The organism is Arthrobacter sp. V1I9, from assembly GCF_030817075.1.
Taxonomy (GTDB): domain Bacteria; phylum Actinomycetota; class Actinomycetes; order Actinomycetales; family Micrococcaceae; genus Arthrobacter.
The window spans coordinates 618,174-638,977 of the sequence record NZ_JAUSYU010000001.1; the positions used below are offsets into that span (position 1 = coordinate 618,174).

At 65.1% G+C, this 20,804-nt stretch carries 19 protein-coding genes; 11 read left to right on the forward strand and 8 right to left on the reverse strand.

Going from position 1 to position 20,804, the window contains the following annotated elements:
* Position 1: 1 nt before the first annotated feature.
* The 4 genes from QFZ70_RS02910 (at position 2) to QFZ70_RS02925 (ending at position 6,884) form a co-directional block, all read left to right on the forward strand.
* Complete coding sequence (locus tag QFZ70_RS02910; protein WP_307094015.1) at positions 2-2,074, forward strand: LuxR C-terminal-related transcriptional regulator; 2,073 nt, start codon at positions 2-4, stop codon at positions 2,072-2,074.
* 164 nt (positions 2,075-2,238) lie between these two features.
* Positions 2,239-3,336: an IniB N-terminal domain-containing protein gene (locus QFZ70_RS02915; RefSeq protein WP_307094016.1), complete on the forward strand. Its 1,098-nt coding sequence runs from the start codon at positions 2,239-2,241 to the stop codon at positions 3,334-3,336.
* A gap of 156 nt (positions 3,337-3,492) precedes the next feature.
* A complete protein-coding gene (locus QFZ70_RS02920; RefSeq protein ID WP_307097780.1) occupies positions 3,493-5,397 on the forward strand; it encodes a dynamin family protein in 1,905 nt (634 codons plus the stop codon).
* A complete protein-coding gene (locus QFZ70_RS02925; protein WP_307094017.1) occupies positions 5,394-6,884 on the forward strand; it encodes a dynamin family protein in 1,491 nt (496 codons plus the stop codon). The genes QFZ70_RS02920 and QFZ70_RS02925 overlap by 4 nt, the downstream gene beginning before the upstream one ends.
* Positions 6,885-6,907: 23 nt before the next feature.
* Here the strand turns inward: QFZ70_RS02925 and QFZ70_RS02930 are convergent, their stop codons facing one another.
* Both QFZ70_RS02930 and QFZ70_RS02935 read right to left on the reverse strand, forming a co-directional pair.
* Positions 6,908-7,351: a hypothetical protein gene (locus tag QFZ70_RS02930; RefSeq protein ID WP_307094018.1), complete on the reverse strand. Its 444-nt coding sequence runs from the start codon at positions 7,349-7,351 to the stop codon at positions 6,908-6,910.
* Positions 7,352-7,523: 172 nt separating this feature from the next.
* A complete protein-coding gene (locus QFZ70_RS02935) occupies positions 7,524-7,940 on the reverse strand; it encodes a PLD nuclease N-terminal domain-containing protein (protein ID WP_307094019.1) in 417 nt (138 codons plus the stop codon).
* A 62-nt stretch (positions 7,941-8,002) separates the two neighbouring features.
* Between QFZ70_RS02935 and QFZ70_RS02940 the strand changes: the two genes are divergently transcribed.
* Positions 8,003-8,314, forward strand: coding sequence for a DUF4229 domain-containing protein (locus tag QFZ70_RS02940; RefSeq protein ID WP_307094020.1), 312 nt, complete (start codon positions 8,003-8,005; stop codon positions 8,312-8,314).
* Here QFZ70_RS02940 and QFZ70_RS02945 read toward each other — a convergent pair.
* The 5 genes from QFZ70_RS02945 to QFZ70_RS02965 form a co-directional block, all read right to left on the reverse strand.
* Positions 8,311-9,192, reverse strand: coding sequence for a 1,4-dihydroxy-2-naphthoate polyprenyltransferase (locus QFZ70_RS02945; RefSeq protein ID WP_307094021.1), 882 nt, complete (start codon positions 9,190-9,192; stop codon positions 8,311-8,313). The genes QFZ70_RS02940 and QFZ70_RS02945 overlap by 4 nt on opposite strands.
* 68 nt (positions 9,193-9,260) lie before the next feature.
* Positions 9,261-10,490 (reverse strand): AMP-binding protein, encoded by a 1,230-nt coding sequence (locus tag QFZ70_RS02950; RefSeq protein ID WP_307094022.1) that lies wholly within the window; start codon positions 10,488-10,490, stop codon positions 9,261-9,263.
* Between the two features lie 13 nt (positions 10,491-10,503).
* Entirely contained in the window at positions 10,504-11,472 is a 969-nt protein-coding gene (locus QFZ70_RS02955; RefSeq protein ID WP_307094023.1) for a 1,4-dihydroxy-2-naphthoyl-CoA synthase, read from the reverse strand.
* A gap of 22 nt (positions 11,473-11,494) precedes the next feature.
* Positions 11,495-11,935, reverse strand: a complete 441-nt coding sequence (locus QFZ70_RS02960; protein ID WP_307094024.1) for a VOC family protein — start codon at positions 11,933-11,935, stop codon at positions 11,495-11,497.
* A gap of 42 nt (positions 11,936-11,977) precedes the next feature.
* On the reverse strand, positions 11,978-12,739 hold the full coding sequence (locus QFZ70_RS02965) for a CPBP family intramembrane glutamic endopeptidase (protein WP_307094025.1): 762 nt from the start codon (positions 12,737-12,739) through the stop codon (positions 11,978-11,980).
* A 163-nt stretch (positions 12,740-12,902) separates the two neighbouring features.
* On the opposite strand from QFZ70_RS02965, the gene QFZ70_RS02970 reads away from it, so the two are divergent.
* The 6 genes from QFZ70_RS02970 to QFZ70_RS02995 all read left to right on the forward strand — a co-directional run bounded on the left by QFZ70_RS02970 (position 12,903) and on the right by QFZ70_RS02995 (position 20,426).
* On the forward strand, positions 12,903-13,889 hold the full coding sequence (locus QFZ70_RS02970) for a metal ABC transporter substrate-binding protein (RefSeq protein ID WP_307094026.1): 987 nt from the start codon (positions 12,903-12,905) through the stop codon (positions 13,887-13,889).
* A complete protein-coding gene (locus QFZ70_RS02975) occupies positions 13,886-14,701 on the forward strand; it encodes a metal ABC transporter ATP-binding protein (protein WP_307094027.1) in 816 nt (271 codons plus the stop codon). Before QFZ70_RS02970 ends, QFZ70_RS02975 begins: the two co-directional genes overlap by 4 nt.
* Positions 14,701-15,570, forward strand: a complete 870-nt coding sequence (locus tag QFZ70_RS02980; RefSeq protein ID WP_307097781.1) for a metal ABC transporter permease — start codon at positions 14,701-14,703, stop codon at positions 15,568-15,570. The genes QFZ70_RS02975 and QFZ70_RS02980 overlap by 1 nt, the downstream gene beginning before the upstream one ends.
* Before the next feature lie 157 nt (positions 15,571-15,727).
* Positions 15,728-17,434 (forward strand): ABC-F family ATP-binding cassette domain-containing protein, encoded by a 1,707-nt coding sequence (locus QFZ70_RS02985; RefSeq protein WP_307094028.1) that lies wholly within the window; start codon positions 15,728-15,730, stop codon positions 17,432-17,434.
* A gap of 350 nt (positions 17,435-17,784) precedes the next feature.
* On the forward strand, positions 17,785-19,245 hold the full coding sequence (locus QFZ70_RS02990) for an amino acid permease (RefSeq protein WP_307094029.1): 1,461 nt from the start codon (positions 17,785-17,787) through the stop codon (positions 19,243-19,245).
* A gap of 125 nt (positions 19,246-19,370) precedes the next feature.
* The gene (locus QFZ70_RS02995) at positions 19,371-20,426 is read left to right on the forward strand and encodes a DNA polymerase IV (RefSeq protein WP_307097782.1); all 1,056 of its coding nucleotides are present in this window, start codon (positions 19,371-19,373) and stop codon (positions 20,424-20,426) included.
* 112 nt (positions 20,427-20,538) lie between these two features.
* Here QFZ70_RS02995 and QFZ70_RS03000 read toward each other — a convergent pair whose 3' ends face one another.
* Positions 20,539-20,715, reverse strand: a complete 177-nt coding sequence (locus QFZ70_RS03000) for a CsbD family protein (RefSeq protein WP_104044994.1) — start codon at positions 20,713-20,715, stop codon at positions 20,539-20,541.
* Positions 20,716-20,804 lie beyond the last annotated feature (89 nt).

Genomic DNA, 20,804 nt, shown 5'->3' on the forward strand with positions numbered 1-20,804 from the left:
GATGACTGGCCAGGAAACGCGCGAGCAAGTGCATGGTTTCGTGCACCCGGAGCTGAACCCCCAAGGCCAAAGTCCCAAGGTTGCCGAGCAGATGGCCCGGCAGCTCAAGGGTGAGAACGCCGCGGTGCGTGAACTGCTGCTGGCACTGTCGGTGGGTTTCGTGCTGCCCGGACCGTTGCCCGCAGACCTGCAGCGGAGGATGGACGGCGGCGAGGTGGAGGGCGTTGATGCCCTGGTGGAACGGGCAGAGTCGGCCGGTCTGCTCTCGCCGGACGGAAGTGTCGTCGGACCGGCACAGCATGTACTGCTGAACGGAGCCCCCACAGCCAGGGTGCACTCACTCCAGCGCGAACTTGTAACGCTGTACGTTGCGGACCGCCAGCCGCTGGGCGACTTTGCCCGTGAGCTGGCCCGGGGCGGCCTGGCAGATCCCCATGTGGCTTCTGAGCTGGAGCACGCGGGCGACAGAGCACTGGAGCATGATCCCGCGCTGGCCGCCCAGCTTTACGACGAAGCGTTGCTGGCGGGAGCGGATGAAATGGCAACCGCCGCACGGCGCGCCCAGGCCGCCGCAGCAGATGGGGACCTTGACACTGCCACCCGAATGATTGACACCCTCCTGGTCTGTCCGGATCCGCCCGACGTTCGCCGCGGGGTGGACGTAGCGTCAGCGGTTTGGGCCCAGCGGGGAATGCTGGCGCGCAGTGCCGACGCCTACAGTTGGTTGGGTGCCTCGAGACTGGGGCCCTCGGCGCCGCTGGCCGCCGTCGCCGCCATTGGCTGCGGCAGCCGGTCCGGGGCCGAATCGTTGTTCCCGGCGGATGTTCCCCCGGCTTCTCCCACGCTGCTTGCCGTTGCGCTGGCGCAGACCGGAAAGGGGATTCTGGAGTCGCTCGCGCAGGATCCGCAGGAGGCGCTCCCGTTGCTGATTCATGCGTCGGACATGCTCAACGCAACCGGTGCCGCCATTCCTCTTCCGGATACTCCCGCCGCCCTTGCCGCACTGATGGCCCTGCACAGTGGGGAGCCGCACATGGCCGAAACGGTGTGCCGGTCTGCCGCTGCCGCGGGGCAGGGCGGTAACGCCGCAAAGCCGCGGCTCTTCCTGCTTCAGGCATGGTCGGCCATGCAGCAGGACAAATTCGAGGACGCCAGGCTTGCGATCAATGAGGCGTCGAAGGCCAACCATTGGCCTTTGGTACCCAGGGATGAGTTCCTGCGGGCAGCGCTGGAAGTCGGCCTCGCCCGGCGGAACGGCGAGATAGCCGAACTGGTGATGGCCTGGGAACGGGCGCGTGAAGCAATGCTGCACACTTCCGTGGACCTTTACAGCTTGCTGCCGTGGGGCGAACTGATGATCACGGCTGCACGGCTGCGGGAAACCCGCCGTGTGGCGCATTACCTCGACGAGGCCAAACAACTTTTGGGGCGCCTCGATAATCCGCCGCTATGGGCAGTGCCCTTCCACTGGGCGGCCGTCCAGGCAGCACTCCTCGCCGAGAGTCCGTCTGATCTTGCACCGCATGCTACTGCGTTGGCGCGGGCCGCCCAGCACAGCCACCTGGCCGCGGTGCTCGCAGCCGCGGGCAAGGCTTGGGTGTCTGTACTGGCAGGAAGGGCCCTTCCCGCCGACGCCGAAGCGGCAGCGCGGGGGCTCGGCAGGGTGGGAATGCCCTGGGAAGGTGCCCGGCTGGCCGGACACGCTGCTGCCCGTGCTGGTGATCGCAAGGACATGGTGCGCCTGCTGTCCTGCGCCAGGGACCTGCATCCGCAAGGACACTCGGCCGGGAACGGAGCCTCAGGGGTGCCGGAGTCCCGGAGCGCCCCGGCGGCCGATGCGGCCAAGGGCGTGCAGTCGGATGACTCAGGACTGAGTGAACGGGAAAAGGAAGTGGCCAGGCTGGTGCTGGAGGGCAAGACGTACCGGGAAATTGGCGAGGCCATTTATATTTCTCCCCGGACTGCCGAACACCACATTGCCCGGATGCGCCGGCGCCTCGGCGCGGAAAACCGTTCGGACTTGCTCGCGAGGCTTCGCCTGGCACTCGGTCCCGAAAACCCTCCGGAGGAGTGATCCCCTAATACCCCTAACAGCGGTGCCTGCCGCTTCCCACCGCGGGAACCCCCAGTACGGGGAAAGGGCCCGATGCCCGGTCCGCAAGGGGAACCGTACGTTTGATTCAAGCCCAGTAACGACGCCGGGCGATCCGCCACTTAGAGAAGATTGAGGACCATCAAATGACACTCGCAAATGACCTCGTCCAGTTCCTGATGAACCTCTTCGGGGACCGCCAGGCCGCACAAGACTTCCTGAATGATCCGGAAAAGGCCCTTGAGGACCACGGCCTGGGCGGGGTCTGCTCCGCTGATGTTGATGCAGCTTTGCCGGTTGTCCTGGACTTCGCGCCTGTAACCGTCAACGCCTCCCGGTTTGACCGGGAGTACAACACCGGTGGCAACAGCGCCCGCACTGATGACAACGGCGGTAGCGGCAGCACCGGCGGTGGAAACCACGGCGGCGGCCACCATGGCGGCGGACACGGCGGGGGAAACCACGGCGGCGACGATCACGCCCACGCCGTCCAGCAGCTCCACCACGTAGTCAACAACTACTCCTACACCTCCACCGTGGACGACCGGGACACCATCACCGACCAGTCCGTCAACCAGAACATCTGGGCTGAGGGTGATGTTGACCAGCTGTTCGACAACGACGCCGTAGTCGCCTCCGGCGACCGCGCAATTGCTGCCGGCGACGATGCGGACGTTAAGGATTCCAACAACATCGAGGATTCCTACAACACGGACAACTCCTCGGATAACTCGAAGGACAACTCCATCAACGCCGGCGCGGACGTCAACATTGGCAACACCGATATTGATGCCGATGATTCGTTCAACCACGAGGTTGAAGTGGACGTCGATGAGTCCTTCAACGACAAATCGGACAACTCCACGAACGATTCCTACAACGACGATTCGGACAACTCCCAGACCGAGTTCGAGAACATCGGAAACACCAACCTGGACAACGTGGGCAACGAGACAATCAAGCTTGATAACGTCGGCAACGAGACCACCAACCTGGAGAACGTCGGCAACGAGAACACCGAGCTTGAAAACGTCGGAAACGAGTTTGAGTCGACCAAGATCGAGCTTGAAAATGTCGCCAACCAGAACACTGAGCTGGAGAACTTTGGCAACAACGAAGAATCCGTGAGTGTTACTGAGGTCGATGCTGAGTTCACCAGCATCGAGGAATCGCTCATCGTGGCCGACAACGCTGCGGAGGTTAACACCGCTGTAGCCGGCGAGGAAGCCACAATCGAGGACTAATGAATCGCTAAGCACCCGTTCCCGAGGTGCAGTAGGGGCCCGGCAGGAGGCCTAACCTCCTTCCGGGCTCTCCTCGGGTTATCCCTCGTTTCCGATCGAGACCTGAGCAGAGGACACGCTGTGGCAGAAGCAGGACTGGCATCGCCGTCAGCACCCATGACGGCGGCCCAACTCGTACGACTGGTGCAACAAGGCCTCGCGTTGGTGGGGCCGGGGGACCGTGCTGATCTCCGTAAACGCCTGGAACAGGCCATGGGAAGGCTGAAGGACCCCAGCATTCGCGTCATCGTCGTCGGCGAATTCAAGCAAGGCAAAAGCAAGCTCATCAACGCGCTGGTGAACGCTCCGGTATGTCCCGTCGATGATGACATCGCCACCTCTGTCCCCACCGTGGTCCGCTATGGAGACCCCGCCTCCGCCGCCATCCTGGTTTCCAAAGCCGACGCTGACGCCGGCGACGAGGCCGACGTCGAGCGCCAACCCGTCCCGATATCTGAGCTCGCCAACTATGTCTCCGAGCGGGGCAACCCCGGAAACAGCAAGAAACTTGCGGCGGGCGAGGTTTACCTCCCGCGGAAATTGCTCATGGGTGGTCTTACTGTTATTGACTCCCCGGGCGTGGGCGGGCTGAACTCATCCCACACTCTCACCACCCTGACTGCACTCCCCACTGCAGACGCCATGCTGCTGGTTTCCGACGCCTCCCAGGAGTACACGGAACCGGAGCTGCGTTTCCTTCGCCAGGCCATGCGGATCACCCCCAGCGTGGTGGGTGTCCTGTCCAAGACCGACCTGTATCCGGACTGGCGGCGCGTCGAAGAGATCGACCGGGGGCACCTCGCCCACGTGGCACAGGACATCCCGCTGTTCTCCGTTTCCTCCGACCTCCGGCTGGAAGCGGCGCGGCTGCAGGACGGCGAACTGAACGCGGAGTCCGGCTTCCCCGGATTGATGGCCTATATCCGCAGCGACATCGTGGGCAAGGCCGAGCGCCTCCAACGGCGATCAGTCAGCCAGGACCTGCTCTCCGTGTGCGAGAACCTCCGCTTGTCGCTGCAGTCCGAACTTGAAGCACTCGAGAACCCGGAACGGACCCCGCAGATGATCGCCGGCCTCGAGGCGGCGCGGGCCGAAGCTGACGACCTCCGCAAACGGTCCGCGCGGTGGCAGATCACGCTCAACGACGGCATCAGCGATCTCATCGCGGACATGGAATATGACCTCCGGGACCGGCTGCGGCGGATACAGCGCGAAGCCGAAGCCGCCATTGACCAGGGCGATCCCGGGCCGGCCTGGCCCGAGTTCTCCAAGTGGCTTGAGGAATGCGCGGCTGCCGCCATCTCGGACACGTTCGTGTGGACCAACGAGCGCGCGCTGTGGCTGGCAGGCCAGGTTGCCGAGCACTTTGCCGCCGAGGAAGTGACATTGCCCGTCCTGCAGGTCTCGGACACGGGAGATGCCCTTGACCCCGTGGATGATATGCCAACCCTCGACGACGGGCGCCTCAACTCCGCGCAGAAAGTGCTGATCGGCATGCGCGGGTCCTACGGCGGGGTGCTGATGTTTGGCCTCCTGACCGGCATCTTCGGCATGGCACTGATCAACCCCCTCTCCGTTGGTGCCGGACTGTTGCTGGGACGCAAGGCCTACCGGGAAGACAAGGAGGCCCGGCTCAAGCGCCGGCAAAGCGAAGCGAAGGCACTTGTCCGGCGGCAGTTGGACGACGTTACCTTCCAGGTGGGCAAGCAGCTAAAGGACCGGCTGCGGCTTGTGCAGCGCTCCACCCGCGACCACTTCACGGAGATCGCGGACGAGCATCACCGCTCCCTGCAGGATTCCGTGGCCGCAGCGCAAAAGGCCGCCACCACGTACGCCTTGAAAAAGGACGTCCGCATCCGCGAGATCAAGGCCGAACTAAAAAATGTGGATGCCCTGTCCCAGGCGGCGGGAGCAGTGGCTGCCGGGCCGGCCGCCGTCCCGAACACTGCCGGCCCGGACAATTCCGGATCAACGTCCGGCGCAGCCCGCATGGTGTCGGCGCCGTCGGCGGCAGTGGGATGACAGCCTCAACCATCACCGGAGCGGCGGACCTGGTCCAGGAGGCGCTGGAGGTCTACCGCGACGATCCTGCAGCAGTGGCAGCGCTGCAGGGTTATGCCAAACGGCTTGCCGAACCACTGCGGATCGCCGTTGCCGGGATGGTAAAAGCCGGAAAATCCACCCTGTTGAACGCCATCCTCGGTGAAGAGATAGCGCCCACGGACACGGGGGAGTGCACGCGCATCGTCACCTGGTACCGCTACGGCCTCACGCCCCGGATCACGCTTTACCCCGTGGAGGGCGAGCCTCGCAGCCTCCCGGTCAAACGTGTGGACGGGCGCCTGGTGTTCGTGCTGGGCGATTTGCAAGCCGACGAGGTAGACCGGCTGGATGTGGAGTGGCCCTCCCCGGGCCTGCGGGATATGACGCTGATCGATACCCCCGGCATTGCCTCGCTCTCGGGGGACGTGTCCGCCCGGTCCACAAGTTTCCTGACTCCGGAGGACACCCCTTCGGAGGCAGACGCCATCATTTATCTGATGCGCCATATGCACGCCTCCGATATGCGGTTCCTCGAATCATTCAAGGACACCGAGGCCGGGAGGTCCGGCACGGTCAATGCCCTGGCAGTCCTCTCCCGTGCAGATGAAGTGGGGGCAGGACGGATTGATTCGCTCCTCTCCGCGGGGGAGATCGCCGAAAGATACCGCCGGGACCACAGCCTGCGAAAGCTGGCGTTGGGGGTGGTCCCGGTGGCCGGGCTCCTGGCGCAAAGTGCCCGAAGCCTGCGCCAGTCCGACTTCGAGGCGCTGCAGCTGCTGGCCGCGATGGAACGGGCAGAGCGGGAGAAGCTGCTGCTCTCGGCGGACCGGTTCCTGCAGGTTGCAGGCCCTGAAGACCTGACGACGGCGGCCCGCGCCTCGTTGCTCGAAAGGTTTGGCTTGTTCGGCATCCGCCTCGCAGTGGTTCTCATCCGCAATGGATTTGCCGAGCCGACGCCCCTGGCGCATGAACTTGCCCGGCGCAGCGGACTGGATCCCCTGATCGACATGCTGGGGCGGCAGTTCCAGGCCCGTGCCGAGGCGCTGAAGGCCAGGACCGCTTTGGTGGGGGTGGAAACACTTCTTCGCACATCACCGCGGGACGGGACAGGGCATCTGGCCGCCGCCCTGGAACGGCTGCAGGTCAACGCCCACGAGTTCCGTGAACTGCGGCTGCTGGCAACCCTTCGGACCACCGGCGTATCCCTGGATCCTGAACTGGCCAGTGAAGCCGAGGGCCTCATTGGGGGATGGGGCGCCGCGTCCCACGTTCGCCTGGGCCTGGAAGCTGACGCTGGTCCGGACCTGCTGGCGGCCGAGGCCCGCCGCTGCCTGGAGCGGTGGCGGGCAGTGGCGGAAAACCCCATCACCGACCGCTCTGCCCTTGATGCCTGCCGGGTGGTTATCCGCAGCTGCGAGGGCATTGTTGCCCAGTGTGCCGTGCAGCTGGCCCGCCAGCCAGCGTAAGGGCCTGGCTGGCTGCCAATAAATTAGTCCCGTCCCGATTTCAACCAGGCGTTGGCTGAAGGCATAAAGAACAGCACCAGCCCAATGAGCGCCAGGAGGAGTTGGAGGCCCCATAGCAGTACCACGTAACTGCCGGCGTCGCCTTCGGGCACAAGAAAGGCAGCTGCTACCGCCAGGACGATGACATGTCCGGCCAGGAGCGGCAGCAGGGCCCACCGTGCCCAGCCCTGCCGGCCCATCACTACGCCGAGCATCGCGGCCTCGAGCAGGATCACCAGGAGGACAGCACCGAGGCTGCCCCAGAAGACGACGCCCGTGGCAATAGTGACCGCTTCGGTGTCGCCGTCCGGGGCCATTTGGGCCACCACCGTGCGCAGCCGCTCAAGATGCGAATCCCGGGTGAGGAAGGATCCCACCAGGACGGCGGAACCGGCCACAAAGCTCAGGGAGCCAAAAGGTCCGCGCATTCCGGACGCTGCGGGGGGCTGCCGGAATGACGGCGATGGGCGCCGGCGCGGAATAGGACAGCCCTGGCCTTGGCGGCGGCGCTGGCGGGCCTGACGATGAAGGCGGGGCTGCGGCACCTTGGGAGGTGGTCCGCAACCGGTCTTCCCCGTCAGGTTCCTGCGCCATACGCCCCTACTTCAGTCCGTCGGTATCGTGCTCGTCCGATTCGTGCTTGTCGGCCTGGTGTTGGTCCTTGCCGCTGCCCTTGGCGTCGTCGTCCTTCGCCTTGGCGTCCAGTTCATCCTTGAGCTTCTTAAGCTGCTCCGCCTCGGCCTCGTGGCGCCGGCGGGTTTCAAGGTTGCGGAGGAAGTCCGGATCATCATCAGGGGCGATGGGATGGCGCTGGCTTTGCTGTTGGGGGGAGGCACCGCGGGGGCGGCCGATCAGGAGCCAAAGGATGGCGCCCACCACTGGAAGGACAATCATGACCACGATCCAGGCCGGCTTGGAAATCCCCCGGGTGAGGCGCCCATCAGTGCGGATCACATCAACGAGGCCATACACAAAGATGACGAGGACTGCGACGGCCAAAGCCACACGGAGGAGCATGCCATTAAGTCTATCGTCAGGAGGCGCAGGGGCCTCGGGCGGGAGGCGGCTAAACTGGAATAGTGGCCTTTTTGAAATATTCCCTGATCCGCCTGGCTCTGTTCGCGCCCCTGTTTGTGGTTTTTATGCTCCTGCAGCTGGGCGTGCTGATGTCCGTCATCTGCGCAGCACTGATCGCTTTCGCCGTGAGTTACCTGTTCTTCCAGAAGCAGCGGGATGAGGCGGCCGCGGCCATCCACCAGCGTTTCTCGGGCAAGTCCAAGCCGATCCGTTCAGCCAACGAAGTCCAGGACGCCCACGCGGAGGACACCCTCCTGGACGCCAACCCGGACATCACCATCAGCAACGATGCCAAGGACCCCAAGCGCCTCTAGAAGCCGTGGCTCAGCACCAGGCCCAGTGAGAACAGCAGGCTGTAGCCGAGGTTGATCAGGCCGGTCTGCTTCAGGACGGGGATCAGGCTCTTGCGCTTCCGGCCGTTGATCATGAGCCAGGCAGGCATCAGGGAGGCCGGAATCAGCAGCAGGACGATCAGCATCCACGGCCGCCCCGGGGCCAGGATCACCACCAGCATGATTGCTACGGCGAGCATCAGCACGTAGCTCTCGCGGGCGTGCTTGTCACCCAGCCGCACAGCGAGCGTTTTTTTGCCGGCCTGCATGTCGGTGGGTATGTCGCGGACGTTGTTGGCCATCAGCAGCGCGGTGGCGATCAGTCCCGTCCCGATAGCGCCAATTATGGCGGGCAGGTTGATTTGCCCGGCCTGCGTGTAGGTGGTGCCCAGTGTCGCCACCAGCCCGAAGAACACAAACACAAACACGTCGCCCAGGCCCATATAGCCGTAGGGGTTCTTGCCGCCGGTGTAGCCCCAGGCCGCCATGACGCAGCCGAGGCCCACCAGGATTAGCCACCAGCTCTGGGTGATCACCACCAGGATCAGCCCGAAGACCATTGCGGCAGCAAACGCACCGAACGCCGCCCGCTTCACGTGCTCTGGGCTGGCGGCTCCCGAACCCACCAGGCGGAGCGGGCCCACACGGTCGTCATCCGTGCCGCGAATGCCGTCCGAGTAATCGTTGGCGTAGTTCACGCCCACCTGGAGCAGGAGGGCCACCAGCGCCGCGAGGATGGCGTTGAAAAGCAGGAACGAATCCATTTCATAAGCGGCGGCGGAGCCGATCACTACCGGCGCAATCGCGGCCGGCAGTGTTCGGAGTCGGGCGCCCTGGATCCATTGTGCGGCTGTAGCCACGGTCAGTACCTCGCGTTACTTTGGGGAAGGCGGCAGGATGGAGCCCTGCCGGGTGGTGCAGGTCTACTTTACTTTCCCTGATGCAGGGCGTTGAGTTCGGCGGCCATGGCCAGGCGGTCGGGTTTGCCGTTGGGCAGCATCAGCAGGGAAGACGCCGCGAGCACGGTTTTGGGGGCAAGGATGCCGAGCGTCCGGTGCCATTCCTGTTCAAGGACGACGCCGTGTTCCCCGCTTGCGGCAGGGCCCCCGCGTTCCACGGTGCCTCCCGGCGGACCGGCCAGTGCCACGTAAGCTGCCACGGCCTGGCCCCATTCCGCGGACGGGACGCCGGCCACAAAGGCCGCGGCGACGTCGTCGGACTTTTCCAGCTCCTCCTGCACATGCGCCGCGGAAACCTTGATTCCGCCGGTGATGATCACGTCGTCAGCGCGGCCCAGGACCGTGAGCCGGCCGTCGTCGTCGATGCTGCCGAGGTCGCTGGTGCGGAACCAGCGCACGCCGTCCTCCTCGAAAAAGGTGCTGTCGGCATCGTCCGGCGCTTCCAGGTAGCCGGCGGCGATGGTGTCGCCGCCCAGCAGGATGCGGCCGTCCTCCTCAACACGGACGGACACCCCTTCCAGCGGAAATCCGTCATAGACGCAGCCGCCGCAGGACTCGGCGGAACCGTAGGTGGTGATCACCCGGACACCGGCATCCCTGGCGGCCGCCAGCAGTGAAGCGGGTGCGGGCGCGCCGCCCAGCAGGACTGCGTTGAAGCGGCGGAGCACGGCCAGGGTCTCCGGGGCCGGCGCATCCAGGAGGCGCCGAAGCTGTGTGGGAACCAGCGAGGTGAACCGGATCTTGTCCGTCAGTTCCTGCGCTGCAGCGGTGAAGGCTTCGGGCGTAAAGCCGCCTGACATGTCCATCACCCAGGGGCGGGTGCCCGCAAACAGCGAACGCACCAGGACCTGGATGCCTGCCACGTACTGGACGGGCAGGGCCAGGAGCCACTGGCCCTCGCCTTTCAGCGCCAGGGCAGTCGCCATCGAGGACGCGGCCAGGGATTCCACCGTCAGGACCGTGGCCTTGGGCGTTCCCGTGGACCCGGAGGTGCGAACCACGGCAACTGCGTCATCGCAGCCGGGCGTTCCGAGGTGGCCCACCACCAGGGAGCCGTCTTCATCCACCGAAAGTTCGACGGCGGGGCCGTTCCCGTGCAGGGCGGCGGCCAGCGCCTGCAGGGCAGGGTCGATATTGAGGACACCGCTGGTGGTTGACCCTGTTCCGAGCGGTTCGCTGTTCTGGGATTCACTGTTCATTGCCCGTCCTGCCTCAGAAATAGTGCGGGAAGCTGGACCAGTCGGGGTCGCGTTTTTCCAGGAACGCTTCCTTGCCCTCCACGGCTTCGTCCGTCATGTAAGCCAGCCGGGTGGCTTCCCCTGCGAACACCTGCTGTCCCGCGAGGCCGTCGTCGGCAAGGTTGAAGGCGAATTTGAGCATCCGGATGGCCTGGGGGGACTGCCGCGCGATATCGGCGGCGTACTCCAGGGCGACCTCTTCGAGGCGTTCGTGATCCACAGCCTCGTTGACGGCGCCCATCCGAACCATGTCCTCCGCGGAATATTCGCGGGCCAGGAAGAAGATTTCCCGCGCGGCCTTCTGCCCGATCTGCCGGGCGAGCAGGGCCGAGCCGTAGCCGGCGTCGAAACTGCCGACGGTGGCGTCTGTCTGCTTGAACTTGCCGTGCTGGCGGGAGGCGATGGTGAGGTCGGCGACTACGTGCAGGGAGTGCCCGCCGCCGGCCGCCCAGCCGTTGACGACGGCGATGACCACCTTGGGCATGGTGCGCATGAGCCGCTGGACCTCCAGGATATGAAGCCGGCCGGCCCGCGCGGGGTCGATGCTTTCCTGGGTTTCCCCGTTGGCTGCATCCTGTACTACGTACCGGTAGCCGTCCCGGCCCCGGATCCGCTGGTCTCCACCGGAGCAGAAGGAGTGGCCGCCGTCCTTGGGGGAGGGGCCGTTCCCGGTGAGCAGGACGGTGGCAACGTCCGGGGACATCCGTGCGTGGTCCATGGCCCGGTACAGCTCATCCACGGTGCCCGGCCGGAAGGCATTGCGGACTTCGGGGCGGTTGAAAGCGATCCGCACCGTGGGCAGGTCACGCAGCCAGCCGCCGTCGGCATCCCGCTCCACCTGCCGGTGGTACGTCATGTCCTGGAAGTCGTCGAAGCCGGACACAACGCGCCAGCGGGTGGGATCGAAGACGTCGGACACCGAGGCGGGGATTTGGTTGCTCACCGTCCAAGTCTAGTAATCGGGGTCAGCTGATGCAGAACTCGTTGCCCTCGGGGTCTGCCATCGTGTGCCAGAAATGCGGTCCCTGGTTGGCTGTCCAAAGGAAGGTGGCGCCGCGGGCCTCAAGTTCCCGGCGAACCTCGTCCTTATCACGGCCGGCCAGGTTGATGTCCCAGTGCACCCTGTTCTTGACGGTTTTTCCCTCGGGCGCGGTCTGGAAAAGGAGCCGCCGCTCCGGTGCCTTTGCTTCGAGTTCCTCGGGCGGCCGGATCGCACAGCCTTCGCGCCACACCAGCTTGCCATGGTGCATAGTTGCCTGGTCCTCGGTGGCGAAACCCTGGTCGATCATGGAGCGGATGAAGCCCTCATCCTGAGGTTCCACCGCCCACTCCAGCGACTCGGCCCACCACTCGGCGAGGTAGTGCGGATCCCTGCAGTCAATGACTATTTGGATGTTCAGTCCCATCCCACCAAGGTACGGCGGCAGGTGCTCCTGCGGTAGGTGCGGTCAGGCCTGAACCTGCTGGAGTTGTTCGTAGAACTCGGGCGGGATGGCGTAGATGAACACCACTGCCAGCAGGTTCTTTGCCGCATGGACAAAGTAGGAGAACATCAGGTTCCTGCCCGTCCAGACATACACAAACACCAGCGTCGCGCCCATGGCCAGGTAGGGCATCAGGACGGTGAGCGTCAGCTCTTCCTGTCCCACGATGTGCAGGGCGGCGAACAGGACCACGGACAGCACGCAGCACACCCAGATATTCACCCGCCGGCTCAGCTTCCCGATGAGCAGGTGGCGGAAGATGAACTCCTCAACGAACGGGCCCACCACCACCAGCAGCGGGACCATCAACCACGCAGGAACCTGCTGCATAAGCGCTTGGAGTCCCGCCTGGTTCTCGGATGTTTGCACGTTGCCGCTGGCCGCCACTGCAACGGCGGAAAGAATCATCATGGCGATGACGGCGGCCGGGACCATCAGCAGTGTGAACCACGGACGGGTGGCAAGCACCTTGAGGTCGCGCCAGATCACTCGACGGGCAGCAGTGATGGCCAGTATGCCCACGGACGCATAAAAGAGCAGGTTGACCGCGTAGGAGGCAGCCGCAGGGGTGGGGGCAACCTGCCGCAGGAAGGGTGCAAGCAGTTCCCCGGCCACAGTGAAAAACCCCGCAAGAGCCACATAGAGGATGACCGCGACGCCATCCAAGGGGGAAAACTTGTAGAGCTGCGGCTGCGGTGCGGGTGGTATTCGGTGTGCGGTGGCCATACTTTCAGCCTAGCTTCCCCCGACAGACCCAACCCCACCGTTGCCCTATCAGATATGGCTCCTAAACCACCGTTGTAGGCACCAAATCTGATAGGGCAACGGGGGAGAGAATAAGAGTCTGTGACGTTGCCGGGGGAATTGTGCGTCCCCTAGAATATTCGGTATGCCTAAACTTTCGTTTCGGTGCGCCAAAGTAGCCGCCCGAAGAAGCTCACTCCGCCAGGTGCGCTTCCGTGCCGCCGCGGCAGCCGCCGTCGTACTTTCCCTGCTGCTGACTGCCTGCGGAGGGGACGCCGCCGGAAACGGAAGCGACAGCAGGCCCGTGGTGCTGACCACCTTCACGGTGCTGGCCGACGTCGCACGGAATGTCGCAGGGGATAAGCTCACTGTTGAGTCCATCACCAAGGCTGGCGCCGAAATCCATGGCTACGAACCCACACCCGGCGACATCCGGAAGGCCTCCAAGGCGGACCTCATCCTGGACAACGGGCTCAACCTGGAAGCCTGGTTCGGGCAGTTCGTCGAAGGCCTGGACGTGCCGCACGCGGTGGTGAGTGACGGGGTGCAGGTGATGTCGATCAGCGAGGACTCATACCAGGGCAAGCCCAACCCGCACGCGTGGATGTCGCCAATCAATGTGCAGATCTATGTGGACAACATGGTGAAGGCGTTCAGCGAACTGGACCCGGGCAATGCCGCGGCCTTCAGGGCCAACGGGGACGCCTACAAAGCCGAACTCCAGGCCGTGCAGGACCAGATGAAGTCTAGCCTGGCCGCAGTTCCCGAAACCCAGCGGGCCCTGGTCACCTGCGAAGGCGCGTTCTCCTACCTGGCCCGCGATGCTGGACTGACGGAGGTCTACATCTGGGCCGTCAACGCCGAGCAGCAGGCAACCCCGCAACAGATCACCCGGGCCATTGAGTACGTCAGAGCCAACAAGGTCCCGGCCGTCTTCTGCGAATCCACGGTTTCCGACGCCCCCATGCAGCAGGTGGTGGGTGCTACCGGGGCAAAGTTCGGCGGCACCCTTTACGTAGACTCGCTTTCCGAAACCGACGGGCCCGTACCCACCTACCTGGACCTCATCCGGCACGACGCTGACGTCATCACTAAGGCGCTCGCCGGGGCAACGGCCGGAGCAGGATCATGACCACCCCGGCAATCCTCGTAGACAACGTCACCGTCCATTACGGCGAAGTGCGGGCACTGGATGCGGCCACCCTCACCCTTGAGCCCGCCCGGATCTGCGGCCTGGTGGGCATGAACGGCTCCGGTAAGTCCACGCTGTTCAAAGTGATCATGGGGATGATCAAGCCCGACGCCGGCACGGTACGGATCAACGGGCAGTCGCCATCGAGGGCGCGCAAGCAGGGCGGCATCGGTTACGTGCCGCAAAGCGAGGACGTCGACTGGCAATTTCCGCTCTCCGTGCGGGATGTGGTGATGATGGGCCGCTACGGCCACCAGGGGTTTACCCGCCGTGCGTCCAAAGCGGACCGCGCCGCCGTCGACGAAGCACTGGACCGGGTGGAACTGGGACCGTACGCCGGCCGCCAGATCGGGCAACTTTCCGGCGGCCAGAAGAAGCGTGCCTTTGTGGCCCGCGGCATCGCCCAGGGTGCCACCACCATGCTCCTGGACGAACCCTTCGCCGGTGTGGACAAGCGGTCGGAGGCAACCATCACCCGGCTCCTGCGGGAACTCGCCTCGGACGGCTGCACCATCCTGGTATCCACGCACGATCTGCACGCCCTGCCGCAGTTGTGCGACGAAGCCGTCCTGCTGATGCATAAAGTACTGATGCACGGGCCGCCGGACGTGGTGCTGCAGCCCGAAAACCTGGCGATGGCGTTCGGCCTGGATGTGCTGGAACGGGACCTGCCGGAAGGCGATACTTCGGCCGGCCGCGGCGGACCCGATGTCGGCAGCGGCTTGTTGGACGGCAAGCGGGTGAACCAATGATGGAGATCCTCCTCGAACCGCTGGCCTATGACTTTATGGTCCGCGCACTGGTGACCACCGCCCTGGCCGCGGTGGTCTGTGCCGTACTGAGCTGCTGGCTGGTGCTCATCGGCTGGTCCCTGATGGGCGATGCGGTGTCCCACGCCGTGCTGCCCGGAGTGGTGCTGGCCTACATCGTTGGGGCCCCGTTCGCGCTGGGGGCGCTGGTGTTCGCGCTCATCGCCGTGACGCTGATCGGGGTGGTCCGCAACACCAGCCGCGTGAAGGAGGACGCCGCGATCGGCATCGTGTTTTCCTCGCTGTTTGCCCTGGGCCTGGTGCTGATCTCGGTGACACCCAGCCAGACAGACCTCAACCACATCATTTTCGGCAACCTGCTCGGCGTCAGCGTTCCGGACCTGGTCCAGGTCCTGGTGCTGGGGGTGGTGGCATTTGCCATCCTCATCCTCAAACGGCGCGACCTCACCCTCTACGCCTTCGATCCCACCCATGCGCACGCCATCGGGCTCTCACCCCAACGCCTCGGCGCCCTGCTCCTGGGCCTGCTTGCGCTGACCTCCGTGGTGGCCCTGCAGACCGTGGGTGTGGTCCTGGTGGTGGCCATGCTGATCATCCCCGGAGCCACGGCGTACCTGCTGACCGACCGCTTCGCGCGCATGCTGGTCATCGCTCCCATGATCTCCGCCGTCTGTTCGCTCGCGGGCATCTACTTCAGCTACTACCTCGACACGGCCTCCGGCGCCATGGTGGTCCTCACGCAGGGGGTGGTGTTCGCCGTCGTCTATCTGTTCAGCCCGCGGCAGGGACTGATCGGCACCCGGCTGGCGAAGGCCCGCCGCCGGAAGGCCGTTGCCGTCGCCGCCGCTTGACGCCATGACTTCCGGCGGGCAGGCTGGAGCGATGAAGTCCTAGCCCACCAGCCCGGCAGAGTCGGGCTGGTCCCCAACGTCAGGGCCGGCCGTCGAGCACCGAACAAAACGGTTCAGCTCCGGTGGCCACACTGCGGAACTTATGCGAGGACTTCCCTTGACTGAACATATCAACCTTTCGGACGTCTCCCACAGGTACGGCGACCGCCTGCTGCTCGACGGCATCAACCTGAGCATCCCTGCCGGCGAACACCTAGCGGTGGTCGGTGAAAACGGTGCCGGCAAATCCACGTTGCTGCGCATCCTGGCCGGCTTTGAACGGCCTCATGAAGGGTCTGCCACCACCGGCGGCCGTGTTGGCTATCTCGCCCAGACCCATGGCCTGCCCGAGTCCTTCACCGTTGGCGGGGCGATTGACGCATCACTCGCGTCGCTCCGTGCCCTCGAGGCGGAGCTGGACCGGCTCGAAACCGGCCTGGCAGACGCGGAGGACAGCGATTTGGAAGCCTACGGCAGGCTTCAAACGGAGTATCAGCTGCGCGAAGGCTACGCCGCCGAATCGCGGGTGGAGGCTGCGCTGGACCGGTTGGGCCTGGGCGGCCTGGACCGGAGCCGTGCCCTGGCTTCGCTTTCCGGCGGGGAGCAGGAGCGCGTGGCGCTGGCCTGCGTCCTGGCGGACCCGGCGGACATCCTCCTCCTCGACGAACCCACCAACCACCTGGATGCCCGCGGAACAGCGTGGCTGGAAGACCGGCTGGCGGCCCACCGCGGCACTCTAGTGGTGGTCTCCCACGACCGCATGCTGCTCCGCAAGGTGGCGGCCACCATTATCGAGGTGGATGCCGAGCGCCGAGCGGTCAACCGCTACGGCAACGGATACGACGGCTACCTTCGCGAGAAGGCAGCCGAACGCCAGCGCTGGGTTCAGCAGTACCACGGCTGGCTGAACGCCATGGAGGCCGAAAAGCGGCAGGCGGAGACGGTCGCCGGGACCATGGGGTACGGCCGCAAGCGCGACGGCGACAAGATGGGCTTCGACTTCAAGGCCGGCACTTGGCAGAAAGCCGCCAGCAGCCAGGTCCGGAACGCCCAGGAACGGCTGCGGCGACTTGAAGCCAGCCCGGTGCAACAGCCGCCGGTGCCTTTGCGGCTTGCCGCGCCCGAGTCCTTGCCTTCGGCGGATGCGGCTACCGATGCCGGCGGAGATCCGGCTGTGCCGCTGGCCGTCCACGGCGTGAGTGTTATAGGCCGGCTTGCACCCACTGACTTCCAGGCCGGCGTCGGCCAAAAGGTCCTGATTACCGGGCCGAACGGCGCCGGCAAGTCCACGCTGCTGTCCGTGCTGGCGGGGACGCTGCTACCCACCGAGGGACGGGTTACCAGGCCAGAACGGGTGGGCTACCTGCAGCAGGAACTGGAGCTGCCACAAAGGCCTTCGCTGCGGCTGCTGCCGGCGTTTGCGGACGGACTCGGCGGGAACATTGACGAGCATGCCGCAGCCCTGCTGCGGCTGGGACTGTTCCGCACCAGTGAATTCCACGTGCCCGTCGGTAGCCTGTCCGCCGGGCAGCAACGCAGGCTTGCGCTCGCCCGCCTGCTCCTGGGTGGCTACAGCACACTGATTGTGGACGAGCCCACCAACCACCTGGCGCCCATACTGGTGGAGCAGCTTGAGGCGGCGCTCGCGGCCTTCCCCGGAACCCTGGTGATGGTCAGCCACGACCGGGCCCTCCGCGAATGGTTTGCCCGTTGCCGCCGTGCTGCGGAAAACGGCGGGAACGGTGGCGGGAACTTGGGCGGAAATACCGTCACCGGGCAATGGCTCCGCTACTCCATGGACAAAGGCGTGCTCGCCCCGGCCTGACGCGTCCGGCTAATACGTGCCCACGGGCTGCTGGTGACCACGGCTGCCCGTGCCCGTTTCGACGGTTCCCTGCCGACTCGACGCGCGCCGCCGTCGAACGCGCAGGGAACCGTCGAAACGGGGTGAGACCCTCGCCCGCTGCGCGCGGGAGCCCGGTACGGCAGACCCCGGTGTAGCCCGCGTCACGTAGCACCCCTTTGCGTCTTGTAAGATAGACGAGCCGCTCGAAGCTTCGGCGCCACGAGAGATTCCGGTCACAATCGGTTGCCCAATAGGGCAAAACCCCGAATTTGTTAGCGGAATCATCAGTGCTCCGGATGCGGCCAACCCCCAACCCACAAGGAATTGTTGTGCCTCAAAGTACCCCCACAGATCTGCAGAACAACACGGCACCATCCACCGCCGTCGACCCCACCCTCAGCGCCGAGGGTTACAGCAAGACCCTGGGCAGGCGCCACGTCACCATGATCGCGATGGGCGGCGCCATCGGCGTCGGCCTGTTCATGGGTGCCGGCGGCCGCCTCGCCTCCACCGGCCCGGCCCTGATTTTCTCCTACGCCATTGCCGGCGTCATCGCCTACCTGCTGATGCGGGCACTGGGCGAGCTCATCATGTACCGCCAGACCTCCGGCTCGTTCGTGAGCTACGCCGGTGAGATGTTCGGCAAAAAGGGCGCGTTCCTGTCCGGCTGGATGTATTTCATTAACTGGGGCATGACCGGCATCGCCGAACTGATCGCCATCGGGCTCTACTTCCAGTTCTTCTTCCCCAACGTCCCCGTGGAAGCCTCGGCCATCGCCGCACTGGCCCTCCTGGTGGCCGTCAACCTGCTGAGCGTCAAGGCGTTCGGTGAGTTCGAGTTCTGGGCCTCCTGCCTCAAGGTTGGTGCCATCCTGATCTTCCTGGTGGTGGGCACCTTTATGGTGGTCACCAACGCCCAGGTGGGCGACGGCAACGCCTCGGTGGCCAACCTCTTTGCAGCCGAAGGCGGAATGTTCCCCAAGGGCGCACTGGTCATGGTCCTGGTCCTCAACGCCGTGATCTTCGCCTACAACGGCATCGAACTGGTGGGCATCACCGCCGGCGAGATGCAGAACCCGGAACGCGAAGTGCCCAAGGCAATCCGCGCCGTCGTGCTCCGCATCGTGGTGTTCTACGTTGGTTCCGTGACCCTGCTGGCCATGCTCCTGCCGTCGGACCAGTACGTGGCGGGCACGTCCCCGTTCGTCACCGTGTTCGGCCAGATGGGCCTCGCCTGGGTGGGCGACGTGATGAACATGATCGTGATCACCGCCGCCCTGTCCTCGTGCAACTCGGGCCTGTACTCGATCGGCCGCGTGTTCCGCACCATGGCCAACAACGGCCACGCCCCGCAGTGGCTGACCCGGATGTCCCGCCGCCACGTCCCGTACGCAGCCATCCTCGCCATCGCGGCGTTCTACCTGGTGGGCATCATGCTGAACATCTGGCTGGGTGGCTCGCACGCGTTTGACCTGGCGCTGAACACTGCCTCGATCGGCGTGATTTTCACCTGGGGTGCCATCTTCGCCAGCCAGATCGCGCTGCGCCACAAGAAGGGCGTCACGTCCAGCCTGCCGATGCCCGGTTCGCCCTGGACCAGCTGGGCCGGCCTGATCGCCCTGCTCGCCATCACGGTACTGATCGGTTTCGACACCATGACCAGCAAGTCCGGTGAGGTGTTCTACCTGGGCCTTTGGACCCTGGCCACCATCCCGTTCTTCGCAGTGGTCCTGTGGCTGGGCTGGCAGAAGGTCAAGAACAACGAGCCCAAGAACGCGCTCTACAGCTAGCACCTGAGCAGTACGACGACGGCGGGATCCCCTCGAAGGGGACTCCCGCCGTCGGCGTTTCCCGGCTCGGGAGGTGGTGCGGAGCGGCCGGCCGGGGCAAACTGGGGCGTGTGAGCGAACCATGGGTGCTGCACGTGGACCTGGACCAGTTCATTGCGGCTGTCGAGGTGCTGCGCCGGCCCGAACTCGCGGGCAAGGCGGTGATCGTCGGCGGCCGCGGTGATCCGAGTGAGCGCGCGGTGGTTTCCACGGCGTCCTACGAAGCCAGGGCGTACGGCGTCGGCTCGGGAATGCCGCTGCGCATCGCCGCACGAAAAGTGCCCGACGCCGTCATCCTGCCCGTCGACCAGGACGCCTACCTCGCTGCGTCCGAGGAAGTCATGGCGGTGCTGCACTCGCAGCCGGGCGCTACGGTGCAGGTGCTCGGGTGGGATGAAGCGTTTGTTGGTGTGCAGACGGAGGATCCGGAGGCCTACGCCCGGCAGCTGCAGCACGCGGTCCTGAAGCAGACCCGGCTGCACTGCAGCGTCGGGGTCGGGGATACTTTGGTCCGCGCCAAGGTAGCGACAACCTTCGGCAAGCCCGCTGGCGTCTTCCGGCTCACGGAAGACAACTGGCTCGACGTGATGGGCAACCGGCCGACGATCGAGCTGTGGGGCGTGGGAACGAAGGTGTCGCGCCGTCTTGCCAAGCTTGGGGTCGGGACCGTTGCCGAGCTGGCAGCGTCCAGTCCTGATGACCTGGTTCCCGAGTTCGGCCCAAAGATGGGTCTCTGGTATGCCCAGCTAGGGCGGGGCGACGGCGCGCGGATCGTCGATGACACGCCCTGGGTAGCCCGCGGGCACAGCCGGGAAACCACCTTCCAGCGCGATCTGACGGAACCCGCGCAGATTTACGACGCCGTCAAAGAGTTGGCGGCGCGCGTCCTGGAGGATGTCGCTGCCGAGGGGCGGCCGGTGGTCGGACTAACGCTCAAAGTCCGCTACGCCCCGTTTTTCACCAAGACGTATGCCCGAAAGATCCCCGAGACCTCGGATCCCGCGGAAGTGCTCGACCGGACCCTTGAGCTTGTGGCCAAGATTGAACCGGATCGCCCCATCCGGCTCCTGGGGCTGCGGGCCGAGATGACCATGCCCGAAGACTCCCGGCAGGGGCATACCCCCACCCGCAGCGGCTGGTGACTCGCTCCAATGGTTGGGCGGGCAAACAGAACGGCGGCGGATCCCTCGAGATCCGCCGCCGTTTCGCTCTGTCACAGCCCGCCTGGTTCAGCCGGACTGCCGCAGGAAGAGGCTAGTCGCGCTTGAACTCGTCCTTGACGCTTTCGCCGACCTTCTTGGCGTCGGCCTTGACCTGGTCGGTCTGGCCCTCAGCCTTGAGGCGGTCATTGTCGGTGGCGTTGCCGGTGGCTTCCTTGGCCTTGCCGCCGAAATCTTCTGCTGCGTTACTGATCTTGTCTCCGAGGCCCATGGTGGTGGCCTCCTTTCGTTTCCGTTGATCAAACAGTGCTTTTTCACACTAACACGAAGCTTGCTTACTAATTCAAGTCCGGTATTTCC